A 12,710-nucleotide genomic window follows, 5' to 3' on the forward strand; every position below is an offset into this window, starting at 1 on the left:
CGTCCTATCGGGTGGTGCCGACTGCCAGCTCGCCGACCTGCCCGTTGACCGTGACGGTCACCGTGGCCTCGCCGGCGCGCAGGGCCGTCACCTCGTGCGTGTCCGGGTCGAGCGCGAGCACCGTGCCGCGCGGGCAGTCCCACAGGGCGGCGCGGCCGGTCTCACCGGTGGTGCACACCCGCTCGCCGCCCCACGCCGACGACACCGGCCACGCGACCGGCACCTCACGGGTGTCGTCCTGTACGACGACGGCGCTCACCGCCGCCGAATCGCCCACCCGGAGCGACTCGGGGCCGGTCACCGTGACGCCCTCGGCGCGCGTGTTGACCTCCCAGGACAGCCACGTTCCCGTCGCGCCCGTGCCCGACGCCGGCCGGAGGCCCAGCATGGACCAGCCGGTGAAGCCGCCGTCGGCCGGAGTGCTGGCCGGGCCCTTCCCGGAGTTGCCGTTGACCAGGTACGGGACGCCGTCCTGGGTGCTCGCGTGGAAGACGCCGGCGTGCGCGTTCACCGACGCTATCGACTTGCCCGACGTCTCCTCGAAGTCCTCGTACCAGCCGCGCAGCGTGTCGGCCTCGAGCCGGTCGGTGAGCTGGCTGGCCTTGGTCGGCAGCGGGTCGTCCAGGGGGTGGTGGGCGAACACGACGACGCCGGTGACGGAACGGTCGGTGGCGGCGTCGTCGAGCGCTTCGCGCAGCATCCGCACCTGGGCGAAGTCCGCGCCCAGGCGGCCGGCCGACGAGTCGAGCATGACCAGCCGGGTGGTCCCACCGGCCCGGCCGGGCGTCGGCACGTCCAGCACCCGGGTCCGCTCGCCGAACTCCTCCTCGAAGTTCGCGATCGACCCGCCCATGACCTCGTGGTTGCCGGGCACGTAGTACCAGGGGAAGTCCGCGTCGGCGAGCTCCTCGGTGAGGATGCGCCGGGCGAGGTCGAAGTCCTCGGGGGCCGCCTCGTCGACCAGGTCGCCGTTGATGACCAGCAGGTCCGGGTCGTCGGCGACGATCTCGCGGAGCGCGTCCCGGGCGCCCGCCACCGCGCCGGACTCGGGGTTGCGCGCGACGAACTGCGCGTCCGACATCACCGCCACCCGCAGGGGTGCGCCGTCGGTCCCGCCGTCCGCGGCGACCGTCGGGTCCTCCACCCGGGGAGCCTCGGGCGCGTCCACATCGGGCGGCACCTGCGCCGCGATCGCGGAGAGGGTCAGCCCGCCGGAGTACTGCTGACCGGCCGTGGTCTCCAGCGCGCGAACGCGCTGCAGCTTCAGCGGGAACGCGACGCCGTCGGGCACCGGGAACGTGACCTGCCGCCACCCGGTCCAGGTGACCTCCGGGCCGTCGAGCTGCGTGACGACGCCGTCGCCCTGCCGCACCTGCAGCCGCAGCCAGGCACCGTTACCGTCGCCGTCCACCCACATCGTCACCGCGCGCGGCGAGCCGGGGAGCTCACGCCCGCCGGAGGCCGCCTCGGGCAGCACGGCGTACTGGCCGCGCGTCGCCGTGGACTGCGTGAAGTCGTAGGTCATGCGCAGGCCGCCCGCGCCGTCGTGCCCCGTCGCGGGCGCCACCGAGCCGCCGGGGGCCCGGTCGTGCGCGGACGTCCAGGAGGCGGCGTCGGCGAAGTCGGCGACCACCTCCTCCTCGAGGCTGACGGTCACCGCCACCTCGGTCGTCAGCTCGCGGCCGCCGGGGCCAGGCACGGACAGCTCGAAGGTGGTGCCGCCCACGGGTGCGAGCGCCCGCACCTCGAAGGATCCGTCGGGCGCGGGGACGAGCTCGGCGACGTCGTCGCCGCCCGTCACCGTGACGTCCCGGGCCTCGATCGGCGCGGCGAACCCCTGCGCGTCGTAACCAGTCAGGACCAGCGGTGCGGTCGCGTCGGCGTCGGCCAGCCCGATCACCGGCGTGGCCACACCGGTCCGGACCAGGGGGCCCAGCACCTCGACCTCGGTGGTACCGGAGGCGAGGCCCCAACGGCTCAGGGTCGCGGCGGTGACGACGGTGCTGCCGGGCCGCCGGCCGGTCACCACGCCGTCACGCACCGACGCCACCGATCCGTCACGGGTGCGCCACGCGGACGGCTCGGTGTCGACGGGACCCATCGCGTCGTCGTAGCCCTTGCCGACCAGGGTGCGGTGCAGGCCGGGGAAGACCCGGTCGGCATCGGCGGCCGGGACCGTGGTGCGCACGTCGAAGGCCGAGACCCGGCCGGATCCGGCCGGCACGAACAGGCCGAGGCCGTTCGCGTCGGAACGCTCGTAACCGTCGGACGGGCTGTTCAGGATCGTGGTGCCGGCGTCGCCGGGCAGCCGGGCGACCATCTCGGAGGAGCCGCCGCCGTCGAGGTTGATCGCGTCGTCGGCGCCGAGCTGGGCCATGAGCTCGCCCAGCTCGTACAGGTTCATGCCGATGCTGTGCGTCTGGCGGCCGTCGACGACCACGAAGTACGCGCGGGTCCCGGACTCGTCGAAGCCAACGGCGGTGCGCGGGTGCCGCAGCTCGACGTGGTCACCGGTCGCGCTGGTGACCTCGCCGTCCTCCAGCAACGGGTCCTCGACCCCGCCGCCGATGGCCACGGCGACGTCGGCGGCGTCCTCCCGTAGGCCGTAGTCCAGGTCGACGCGGTCTCCGGGGGCCAGGGTCGCGAGGGCATCGGCCGCGGCGCCGGGCCGGGCCACGACGGCACGCGTCCCGTCGGGCAGCTGCCCTCCTGCGGGCTGCCCGACCGCGGTCACGGTTCCGTCGGCGTCAACCCACACCTCGACGCCCTGCTCGCCCGCGGCGAGCGGACGGGCGCGCGTGAAGGTGCCCCAGCCGGCGTCGTACACGGCGACACCGCCGGCGGGCAGCGCGGTGACGTTGAGGCCGCTGACAGGGAACTCGGTGGAACCGTCGGTGGCCGAGCTCGTCGAGACCTTCCAGCTCACCGAGCCCTCGAGAAAGAGCTGCGCGAGCCGCCCCACGCCGTCGGGCCCGATCGCCACCGAACGCTCCCGGCCCGGCGACGCCGACTTGATCAGCGTTCCGTCGTCCACCGCCGCGCCCAGGGCGGCACCCGAGTTGTTGATGTCGAAGTAGTCGCCGTTGATCGCGGCGATCGCGCCCCGCGAGGCCGCCATCTGGGAGACCGTGGCGTTGCCGGCGATGTGGTCCGGGCCGACGTAGCCGACCTGCAGCCCTCCCATTGATGCCCGACCACCCGCCCCTGATGCCCGACCACCCGCCCCGGGCAGCGTGCCGTCGGCCGACGAGCCGAGATCTGCGACGAGCACCTCGCCGCTCAGCCAGCCGTCCTCGCCCATCCGCGCGAACCGCGTGAGCTCCAGCCCGGGCGCGATGCGCTGCTCCTCGAGCCGGGTGACAATCGCGTCGCCGTCGTCGTCGAGGGGAAGATGGGTGACATCTTCGGAAATTTCGACGGGCCGGCCGGACGCCAGCGGGGCGTTCGCGAACGGCGTCGGCGCCGTCAGCGCGGCGCCTGAACGGGGCACGTCCTCGGGCTCGGGAAGGGGCGTGGCGGCCGCGGCCGTCGTCGGGACGATGAGGAGAGCGGCGGTGATTCCGCAGGTCAGCGCATTGCTCAAGGTTGTGCGCGGCGTAACCGGATGCTCTGCGGACGTCACTCGTCGCATGCTCGTTCCTTCTGGGGCGTCGGGGGAGCGTTCTGCGGCAGCGTTGCGCGGCGAGGTTATGACCCGGCGGCGGGAGTGTGAATAGTGGCCGAACCGCAACGGTGTTCGCTGAGCGCGAAACATGGGCGAGTTCGGGTGACACTACGATGCGTTCGTGGCAAACACGTCCCCCGCTTTCGACCAGCGTCCTGCCCGTGTGCGCACGGACTGGGGCATCTCCGGCGCACTAGCCCTCACCGCCACCGATGCGCGCTCGTCGCTCGTGGTCGTCGTGGACGTGCTCTCCTTCTCCACCACGGTCACCGTCGCCTGTGAACAGGGCGCGGGCGTGTACCCGTTCCCGTATCACGATCCCGCCGGCGCGGCCCGGCTCGCGCGCACCATGCGTGCGGCCCTCGCCGGCCCGCGGTGGGAGGACGGCATCAGCATCTCCCCCGCGTCGCTGCAGGACCTCGACGCCGAGCGCCTCGTGATCCCGTCGCCCAGCGCGGCCCAGATCTGCCACACGATCGCCAACCGAGGTGCCCTCATCGTCGCGGGCAGCCTGCGCAACGCGAAGGCGGTGGCCGGGCTCGCCGCCGCACACCTGGACGCGTCCGAGAAGCACGACATCGTGCTTGTCCCCGTGGGCGAGCGGTGGCCCGACGACACGCTGCGCCCCGCGCTCGAGGACTACCTGGCCGTCGGTGCGATCGCGGCACGCCTCACCGCCATGCTGCCGTCCGTCAGCGTCTCCCCGGAGACCGCAGCGACCGTCACCCTGTGGAAGGGCACCAAGGACATCGTCGACTCGGTGGGCGGCACCGCGAGCGGCCGCGAGCTGCTCGACTCGGGGTTCGCCGACGACGTCACGATCGCCACCGACGTCGACACCACCGACGTGGTGCCGGTGCTGATGGACGGCGCGTTCGTGCCGCTCGGGCACCGTGCGGCCGCGGCCCGCAACCGCAAGAGCGTCCCGGCGGCCTCCCGCTGACCTGCCACCCCGCCGAGGTAGAACCAGGGCGAAGTAGAACTGTGGCGAGATAGAACTCTGGCGCTGGCGTTCTACTTCGCCACAGTTCTACCTCGCCAGGGTTCTACCTCGGCGAGAGGTGTTGGGCCAGGGTCTTCACGATCTGGATGTCGCCGTCCAGCCACGGGACGTCGTCGAGCTCGGTGGCCGTGAGCCACCGCAGCTCGTCGTGGTCCTCCAGCGGTTCGGGCGTGCCGTCCCGCAGGCACGCGAACCAGACCCGCATGCGGTGCTTGCTCGTGATCGGCCACGCGCCGCCGTCGGGCGCGGGCAGCTCGGCGCCGACGGACACCGTCACGCCGAGCTCCTCGACGAGCTCACGACGCAGCGCGGCGAGCCCTTCCTCGCCGGGCTCCACCTTGCCGCCGGGAAATTCCCAGCGGCCGGCAAGGGCCGCCGGGGCCGAACGGCGGGCGGCGAGCAGCCGGCTGGGATGGTCCAGGTCGTCCACGATCACCGCGGCGACCACGTCGATGAGGGTCTCCTGCATGCCGAGCAGTCTTCCACTCGCCAGCCGACCGGCCGCTATCTCTCGACCCGACATCTCGCCGGACACAACGACGACGGCACCTCTGGGGAATGGCGCCGTCGTCGTCGAACTGTGTGTCAGTCAGCGATCTGGAACTCGTTCGCCTTCGCGATCGCCTCGGCGCGCGAAGACACGCCGAGCTTGCGGTAGACACTGCGAACCTGCGTCTTCACCGTGTTGCGGGTGACGTACAGGCGTCGAGCGATCTGCTCGAGCGTGGCGTCCTCAGTGAGGTTCGCCAGGATTACCCGCTCACGACGGGTGAGGCTGGGCACACGGTGGTCAAGGGTCATCGCGGTCATGGTCGTTTTCCTCCACACAGCGGCCGGTTCTGGGGTTCCGGCCTACGGTTGCTGCTACGAGATAAAGCGACCTGCATGGAGTTCATGACGCGGTTCTGGACGAACTTTTCGACTGTTACCGTTCCGAGACCAAACCGCCCCCCAGATGCGACAGAGCGACCTGAGGGGCGGTGGGGACGCAGGCCCTGAAGGGCATGGAGCGGGTCAGTTCCCGGTGTGCGCGGCGTACTCCGCCGCCGTGAGCAGCTCGCCCGTCCCGGTGACCTCGACCTTGAAGAGCCAGCCCTTGCCGTACGGGTCCTGGTTGACGATCTCGGGGTTGTCCACGGCCTCGGTGTTCACCTCGGTGATCGTGCCGCTGACCGGGGAGTACAGCTCGGAGACGGACTTGGTGGACTCGATCTCGCCCACCACGGCGCCCGCCTCGACGGCGGCGCCCACCTCGGGGAGCTCCAGGTAGACCACGTCACCGAGCGCTTCGGCCGCGACGTCGGTCACGCCGATGACGGCGGGCGTGGACCCGTCCAGCCATTCGTGCTCGGTTGTGTACTTGAGGTTCTCGGGAAAGTCGGCCATGACGGGCTCCTTGAGGTTCCGGGAGGGAAAGGGTTCAGTTCTGGGGACGACGGTAGAACGGCATGGGCACGACCACGAACGGTTCGGCCCGCCCGCGGACGTCGACCGCGAGCTCGGTGCCCTCGGCCGACACCTCGGGCGTCACGTAGGCCATGGCGATCGGGTAGCCGAGCGTGGGCGACGGCGCCCCGGACGTCACCCGGCCGACCACCGTTCCGGGCTCGGTGCCGGTGCCGCGCAGCACGACGTCGTAGTCCGCGCGCGCCGGGCGCCGGCCCTCGCCCCGCAGCCCCACGAGCACGCGTGCGGGCGCCGACTCCTTGCGGGCTGCCAGGGCGTCCCGGCCGACGAAGGGGACCGGCGTGCCGTCGTCGGACACCTTGTCGAGGCGCACCACGCGACCCATCCCCGCCTCGAAGGGCGTGGTCGTGGTGTCGAGCTCGTGGCCGTACAGCGGCATGCCGGCCTCGAGGCGCAGCGAGTCGCGTGCGGAGAGACCCGCCGGGACGAGACCCAGCGGCTCGCCTGCCGCGAGCAGCGCGCGCCACAGCGCGACGGCCTGCCCGGCCGGGACCCAGATCTCGAACCCGTCCTCACCCGTGTAGCCGGTGCGGCCGACGAGCACGGGCTCGCCCTCGAAGCGCATGCCCATGCAGGCGTAGTACTTGAGGTCGGCGAACGCGGTGCCGCCCGAGATCTCGGCGTCCTCCACGAGGCCGGCGGTGGCGAGCATGATCTCCACGGCTCGCGGACCCTGCACGGCGATCAGCGCCTGACCGGCCTGGACGTCCTTGAGCACTACGTCGAATCCGGCGGTGCGCTCCTGGAGCTTCGCCAGGACGAGCTCCGCGTTGGCGGCGTTCGCGATGACCGAGTACTCGCCCGGGGCCTTGTGGTAGACGATCAGGTCGTCCAGCACGCTGCCGTCCTCGGCGCAGATAATCGAGTAGCGCGCGCCCATCAGGCGCACCTTCGAGATGTAGCCGACGAGCGCGTGGTCGAGGAACGCCGCGGCGTCGGGGCCCGTCACGTTGATGTTGCCCATGTGCGACAGGTCGAACAGGCCGGCGGCCTCGCGCACCGCTCGGTGCTCGGCCAGGTCGGACGTGTACCGCAGCGGCATGAGCCAGCCGCCGAACGGCGTCATCGAGGCGCCGAGCGCCACGTGCTCGTCATAGAGCGCGGTCTTCTTGTCAGTCACAGGCCCTCCTTCGTTGTGAGCACAATCTTTGCGACTATCTGTCCGTTTTGGGCGCAACGGTCGCGCTCACAGCAAAGTCGTGTCACTCGGCGAACGCCTCTACCGGCGGGCAGGAGCAGACCAGGTTGCGGTCGCCCTTGGCGCCGTCGATGCGGCGCACCGGCGGCCAGTACTTGTTGCCACGGAGGCTCGCCACGGGGAAGGCGGCCAGCTCGCGCGAGTAGGGCTTGTCCCACTTGTCCGTCATGAGCGACGCCGCCGTGTGCGGCGCAGCGCGCAGCGGCGAGTCCACGGCGCTCCAGCGGCCCGCCGCGACGGCGTCGATCTCACCGCGGATCGCGATCATCGCGTCGATGAACCGGTCCAGCTCGGCGAGGTCCTCCGACTCCGTCGGCTCCACCATGAGGGTGCCCGGCACGGGGAAGGCGAGGGTCGGCGCGTGGAAGCCGTAGTCCATGAGCCGCTTGGAGACGTCCTCGGCGGTCACGCCGGTCTCTGCGGTGATCTTGCGCAGGTCGAGGATGCACTCGTGCGCCACCAGCCCGTTCGGGCCCGTGTACAGCACGGGGAAATGCGGGTTCAGGCGCGAGGCCACGTAGTTCGCCGTCAGGACGGCGGCCTTGGTCGCCTCGGTCAGCCCGTCCGGCCCCATGAGCGCCAAGTAGGCGTACGAGATCGGGAGGATGCCGGCCGAGCCGTAGCGCGTCGAGGCCACCGGGATGCCCGACGTCGCCGTGGTCGCCCCGGACACGCCCGTCACGCCAGGCGTCGGGTCGCCCGGGAGGAACGGCACGAGGTGCTCGGCCACCGCGACCGGGCCCACGCCGGGACCGCCGCCGCCGTGCGGGATGCAGAACGTCTTGTGCAGGTTCAGGTGCGAGACGTCGCCGCCGAACTCACCCGGCCGTGCCAGGCCCACCAGCGCGTTCAGGTTTGCGCCGTCGATGTACACCTGGCCGCCGGCGTCGTGCACCAGGTCGCAGACCTCGCGCACGTGCTCCTCGTACACGCCGTGCGTGGACGGGTAGGTGATCATGATCCCTGCGACCTGCGGACCGTGCTGGTCCAGCTTGGCGCGCAGGTCGTCGAGCAGGATCTCGCCGTCGTCCGCCGTCGCGACCACCACGACCCGCAGACCCGCGAGCGCCGCCGACGCCGCGTTCGTGCCGTGCGCCGACGCCGGGATGAGCACGATGTCGCGGCCCTCGTCGCCGCGCGACGCGTGATAGCCCTTGATCGCGAGCAAGCCGGCGAACTCGCCCTGGCTGCCCGCGTTGGGCTGGAGCGAGACGGCGGCGTAGCCGGTGATCTCGGCGAGCTGGTTCTCCAGCGCCGAGACCAGCTCCTCGTAACCCTGCGTCTGGTCGACGGGCGCGTACGGGTGGATGTCCGCGAAGCCGGGCCAGGAGATGGCCTCCATCTCGGCGGTGGCGTTGAGCTTCATGGTGCAGGAGCCCAGCGGGATCATCGTGCGGTCGAGCGCCAGGTCCTTGTCGGAGAGCTTGCGCAGGTACCGGAGCATGCTCGTCTCGGAGCGGTGCTGGTGGAAGATCGGGTGCTGCAGGTACTGGGTCTTCCTGGTCACTTCCGCAGGAAGCTCCGCCCCGGTGGTGGAGCCTGTCGAGACCTCGCCGCCCAGCAGCTGCGCCACGACGGCGACGTCCTGAGCGGTCGTCGTCTCGTCGAGGCTGATCTGGATGTGGTTCTCGTCCGGGACGAAGAGGTTGTAGCCGGCATCGGCTGCCGCTCGCGCGATCTCCTGGGCCCTGCCCGGGACGACGGCGCGGACGGTGTCGAAGAAGGTGTCGTGCTCGATCTCGACGCTCGCTGCGTTCAGGGCCCCTGCCAGGGTGGCCGCGTGGGCGTGGACGCGGGTCGCGATCGCCTTCAGGCCCTCCGGGCCGTGGTAGACGGCGTACATGCTGGCGACGATGGCCAGGAGGGCCTGAGCCGTGCAGATGTTGCTCGTGGCCTTCTCGCGGCGGATGTGCTGCTCGCGGGTGGCCAGCGCGAGGCGGTAGCCGGCGGCGCCGTCGACGTCGATGGAGACGCCGACCAGGCGGCCGGGGAGCTGCCGCTCCAGGCCCTTCTTGACCGCCATGTAGGCGGCGTGCGGACCCCCGTAGAACAGCGGGACGCCGAAGCGCTGCGCGGAGCCGACGGAGATGTCCGCACCGAGCTCGCCCGGGCTGACCAGGAGCGTCAGGGCGAGCAAGTCGGTCGCGACCGTGACGAGTGCGCCGGCCTCCTTGGCCTCGGCGACGACGCCGCGCGCGTCGAGCACGCGACCCGACGCCCCTGCCTGCTGCACCACGAGGCCGACGAGCTGGCCCGGGGGCAGCTCCGCGGGCAGACCCGCGCGCAGACCCTGGGAGAGGTCCGCCACGATCACGGGGAGGCCGATCGCCTCGGCGCGTCCCTTGGCCACGGCGAGCGACTGCCCGAACAGGTCCGCGTCGAGGACGACATAACCCTCCTTGGCCCGCGACGCGCGCCACATCAGGGCGACGGCCTCGGCAACGGCGCTGGCCTCGTCGAGCAGGGAGGCGTTCGCGATCTCGAGGCCCGTGAGGTCCTCGACCGCGGTCTGGAAGTTGAGGAGCGCCTCCAGCCGGCCCTGGCTGATCTCCGGCTGGTAAGGCGTGTACGCCGTGTACCAGGCGGGCGACTCGAGCACGTTGCGCCGGATGACGGCGGGCGTGTGCGTCCCGTAGAAGCCCTGGCCGATCATCTGCGTCTTGACCTGGTTCTTGCCCGCGAGCTCACGCAGGTGCGCGAGCACCTCGGGCTCCGTGCGGGCGGCCGGCAGGTTCAGCGGCATCTGGCTGCGGATCGCCTTGGGGACCGCCAGGTCGACCAGGGTGTCCATGGTGTCGATGCCCAGCTGGTCCAGCATGGTGCTGACCTCGCGACCGCGCGGGCCGAGATGCCGGTCGGCAAAGACATCGGGATTGTGGGGCGTGCTCACGGCGGGCTCCTGGCTGTCCGGGGGCGTGGGGACGACTACGGTCCCTCCCCGCTCTGTCATCGGACACCCTGCCCACCCGGGCGTGCGTCTACCTGAGAGTTTTGCCGGTCCGTCGTACTCGGCCCGAGATCGGGAGGAGGGCGGGACGCGCCGGCTTGCACCGTCGGTGGAGCCTCTCTGCCCGACGGCGGAGCGGCTCGCTTTCCAGAGTTGCCTCACCGTGGCGGTACGGGGGCCTGAGAGATTCCCGGGGAGGAAATTGCTCCTTCGGCGCCGGTTCTCCAGGAGGCACCTCTGCCCGACGGCGGAAGCGCACACCCGGCCGGACTCTCCCGTCACGGTTCTGGCGGCATATTCGGTTATGGAGCCAAGCCTACTGTCACGCGGGGCTCACTCCGGCCATCCCTCGCGGATCTCTTCGAGGTACCCATCGGGAATCCAGAGGTCGGCGAGAGCAACCCGTGCGCGATGAGCTGGGTACAGATCTGCCGGCCCACGTCCCCGGTGGCCCCGACTACGGCAACGTCCATGGGCGCGAGCCTTTGGTTACCCCAGGTCGATCTCGCGCGCCGCCGCCACCATCTCGTCCACGACGGCTCGCACCGCCGGGCCTGGCTCGTGGCGGTTCTGCCGGTGCCGCACCACGAGCCGGCGCGAGCCGAGACCGGCGAGCGAGACCACGGCGACGCCGTCGGGCAGCTCCTGCTGCATGGCGAGGGCCGGCAGCATCGCGATGCCCTGACCAGCGGCGACGAGCGAGATGGCCGTGTCGAAGTCGTTGTAGGCGTGCCGTGTCTCGAAGGTCGTGCCGAGCTGGGTCGCGAGCCGGGCCGCTGCCCGCTCGGCCGCCGAGTCGGCCTGCGGCCCCACCCACGTGAGCGAGGCCAGGTCGTCGAGGCGCTCCGGCTCGGGAAGGCTGGTGGGCACGACGATGCGCCACGGCTCGTCGAGCAGCGGAACGTCGTGGGCGCCGCGCGGGGCGGGCGCGTCGACGTCGACGTCGCGCTCCAGCACCACCGCGTCCAGGTCGCCCGCCCGCAGCCGGCGGACGGATTCGGCCGGCTCGTACTCCTGCACGTCGACCTCGATGTGCGGGTGGCGCTCCCCGAGCGAGACGAGCATCGGCGCCACGACCATCCGGATCGCCGTCTGGATCGACCCGACCGACACCCGGCCGGTGAGCTCGCCCCCGAGGGCGGCGACGGCCTGACGCGCCTGGACCAGCTCAGCCTCGATGCGTTCGGCCGCGTCCGCCAGGACCCGGCCGGCCGGTGTGAGGGTCACGCCGCGGGGCCCGCGGTCCAGGACGTCGAGGCCCTCCTCGGCCTCCAGGCGGGCGATCTGCTGCGAGACGGCGGAGGGTGTGACATGCAGGAGATCGGCCGCCGCGAGCACGCCGCCGGCACGGTGCACGGCGAGCAGAAAAGCGAGTCTTCGCGGGTCGGTGGCCATGTAGCGATGCTACATCCCGGAGTCACGAACATTCGATTGTGCTGAACGTGATATTGCCTCATGCTTGATCCTGGCGGCGGTCGGGCCCAACTCTCCCGGACCCGTGGCCACACTCCCCACATGGACTCCGGATCTCGGACTCCAGCGCGCCCTCGAATCGTTTCGATACACACTTTCCCCAGGAGTATTGCCATGACCCTCATGATGGTTGCCACCGCTCTCGGCTGGGTCGGCGCGCTCGCCGGCCTCGTGGCCTACGCCATGGTCAGCCGTGGGCGCTGGAACGCCGACTCCCTCGCGTTCCAGGGCACCAACATGCTGGCAGCCGTGACCATGCTGACCGTCGCCGCGTCGAACGGCGTCTGGCCGTCCGCCGCGGCGAACATCGCCGCCATCCTGATCGGCGCGAACGCGGTCGCCACCGTCCTCCGCGCGAAGACGAAGCGGCAGGCGGAGAGCGCACCGGTGCTGACGATCGTCGAGGACTCCGAGCAGCACGAGGCGGAGCCCGCCGCTCAGCCCACCGTCGGCCACCGCGCGTACGCCGAGGCCGCCTGACCGTTGCGACCGTGCGGCGGGTGTGCTGCGCTGAGTAGATGACTCCAAGCATCAGACAGGTGGTGCTGGACACCACGGACGCCCGTGCCCTGGCCGAGTTCTACCGTCAGCTCTTCGGGCTCTCGTACCGCCCCGGCGACGAGCCTTCGCCACCGGGTGAGCCGGACGGAAACGGCAGCGACTGGCTCGTCCTGCGGAACGACGACGGCGTACGCCTCGCGTTCCAGCAGGTCGAGAACCTCCCGAGGTCGACCTGGCCGACGGCCGACGTGCCGCAGCAGCTCCACCTGGACACCACGGTGCCCGACGTCGCCGCGCTCACCGAGGCACGCGACCGGGCCTTGGCGCTCGGGGCGACCCTGCAGGACGACCGGTCGGACGACCCGCAGGAACCGCTGTACGTCTTCGCGGACCCGTCGGGTCACCCCTTCTGCATCTTCGTGGCGTGAGATCAGGCTTCGAACTCGATCCGAAGTTC

General features: G+C 71.5%; 10 protein-coding genes and 1 riboswitch. Of the genes, 3 read left to right on the forward strand and 7 right to left on the reverse strand.

Annotated features, from left to right (window positions below):
* Nucleotides 1–4: 4 nt before the first annotated feature.
* A complete protein-coding gene (locus EW117_RS25110; protein WP_242504550.1) occupies nt 5–3,631 on the reverse strand; it encodes a phosphodiester glycosidase family protein in 3,627 nt (1,208 codons plus the stop codon).
* A 154-nt stretch (nt 3,632–3,785) separates the two neighbouring features.
* On the opposite strand from EW117_RS25110, the gene EW117_RS25115 reads away from it, so the two are divergent.
* Nucleotides 3,786–4,607 carry a 2-phosphosulfolactate phosphatase gene (locus tag EW117_RS25115; protein WP_129789473.1) on the forward strand — a complete coding sequence of 274 codons (822 nt, stop codon included), beginning with the start codon at nt 3,786–3,788 and terminating at the stop codon, nt 4,605–4,607.
* A gap of 103 nt (nt 4,608–4,710) precedes the next feature.
* Here EW117_RS25115 and EW117_RS25120 read toward each other — a convergent pair whose 3' ends face one another.
* The 6 genes from EW117_RS25120 to EW117_RS25145 all read right to left on the reverse strand — a co-directional run bounded on the left by EW117_RS25120 (nt 4,711) and on the right by EW117_RS25145 (nt 11,674).
* Entirely contained in the window at nt 4,711–5,136 is a 426-nt protein-coding gene (locus EW117_RS25120; protein WP_129789474.1) for a (deoxy)nucleoside triphosphate pyrophosphohydrolase, read from the reverse strand.
* A 116-nt stretch (nt 5,137–5,252) separates the two neighbouring features.
* Nucleotides 5,253–5,477, reverse strand: a complete 225-nt coding sequence (locus tag EW117_RS25125; RefSeq protein WP_129789475.1) for a helix-turn-helix domain-containing protein — start codon at nt 5,475–5,477, stop codon at nt 5,253–5,255.
* A 204-nt stretch (nt 5,478–5,681) separates the two neighbouring features.
* Complete coding sequence (gene gcvH, locus EW117_RS25130; RefSeq protein ID WP_129789476.1) at nt 5,682–6,053, reverse strand: glycine cleavage system protein GcvH; 372 nt, start codon at nt 6,051–6,053, stop codon at nt 5,682–5,684.
* A gap of 34 nt (nt 6,054–6,087) precedes the next feature.
* On the reverse strand, nt 6,088–7,254 hold the full coding sequence (gene gcvT, locus EW117_RS25135; RefSeq protein WP_129789477.1) for a glycine cleavage system aminomethyltransferase GcvT: 1,167 nt from the start codon (nt 7,252–7,254) through the stop codon (nt 6,088–6,090).
* A gap of 82 nt (nt 7,255–7,336) precedes the next feature.
* Nucleotides 7,337–10,282, reverse strand: coding sequence for an aminomethyl-transferring glycine dehydrogenase (gene gcvP / locus EW117_RS25140; RefSeq protein WP_422891555.1), 2,946 nt, complete (start codon nt 10,280–10,282; stop codon nt 7,337–7,339).
* 154 nt (nt 10,283–10,436) lie between these two features.
* Nucleotides 10,437–10,567, reverse strand: a riboswitch (glycine riboswitch).
* Between the two features lie 201 nt (nt 10,568–10,768).
* On the reverse strand, nt 10,769–11,674 hold the full coding sequence (locus tag EW117_RS25145; RefSeq protein WP_129789479.1) for a LysR family transcriptional regulator: 906 nt from the start codon (nt 11,672–11,674) through the stop codon (nt 10,769–10,771).
* Nucleotides 11,675–11,866: 192 nt separating this feature from the next.
* Here EW117_RS25145 and EW117_RS25150 point away from each other — a divergent pair, with 192 nt between their 5' ends.
* Together EW117_RS25150 and EW117_RS25155 are read left to right on the forward strand one after the other, a co-directional pair.
* A complete protein-coding gene (locus tag EW117_RS25150; RefSeq protein ID WP_207212037.1) occupies nt 11,867–12,232 on the forward strand; it encodes a CBU_0592 family membrane protein in 366 nt (121 codons plus the stop codon).
* Nucleotides 12,233–12,270: 38 nt separating this feature from the next.
* A complete protein-coding gene (locus tag EW117_RS25155; RefSeq protein WP_129789480.1) occupies nt 12,271–12,681 on the forward strand; it encodes a VOC family protein in 411 nt (136 codons plus the stop codon).
* The last annotated feature ends 29 nt before the right edge of the window (nt 12,682–12,710 follow it).

Origin of the sequence: Promicromonospora panici, from assembly GCF_900608595.1 — a bacterium.
Taxonomy (GTDB): Bacteria; Actinomycetota; Actinomycetes; order Actinomycetales; family Cellulomonadaceae; genus Promicromonospora; species Promicromonospora panici.

Coding starts and splice junctions, on each gene's coding strand:
- EW117_RS25110 (WP_242504550.1), bottom strand. CDS start 3,631: ATGCGACGAGTGACGTCCGCAGAGCATCCGGTTACGCCGCGCACAACC.
- EW117_RS25120 (WP_129789474.1), bottom strand. CDS start 5,136: ATGCAGGAGACCCTCATCGACGTGGTCGCCGCGGTGATCGTGGACGAC.
- EW117_RS25125 (WP_129789475.1), bottom strand. CDS start 5,477: ATGACCGCGATGACCCTTGACCACCGTGTGCCCAGCCTCACCCGTCGT.
- gcvH (WP_129789476.1), bottom strand. CDS start 6,053: ATGGCCGACTTTCCCGAGAACCTCAAGTACACAACCGAGCACGAATGG.
- gcvP (WP_422891555.1), bottom strand. CDS start 10,282: ATGACAGAGCGGGGAGGGACCGTAGTCGTCCCCACGCCCCCGGACAGC.
- EW117_RS25145 (WP_129789479.1), bottom strand. CDS start 11,674: ATGGCCACCGACCCGCGAAGACTCGCTTTTCTGCTCGCCGTGCACCGT.
- EW117_RS25150 (WP_207212037.1), top strand. CDS start 11,867: ATGACCCTCATGATGGTTGCCACCGCTCTCGGCTGGGTCGGCGCGCTC.
- EW117_RS25155 (WP_129789480.1), top strand. CDS start 12,271: ATGACTCCAAGCATCAGACAGGTGGTGCTGGACACCACGGACGCCCGT.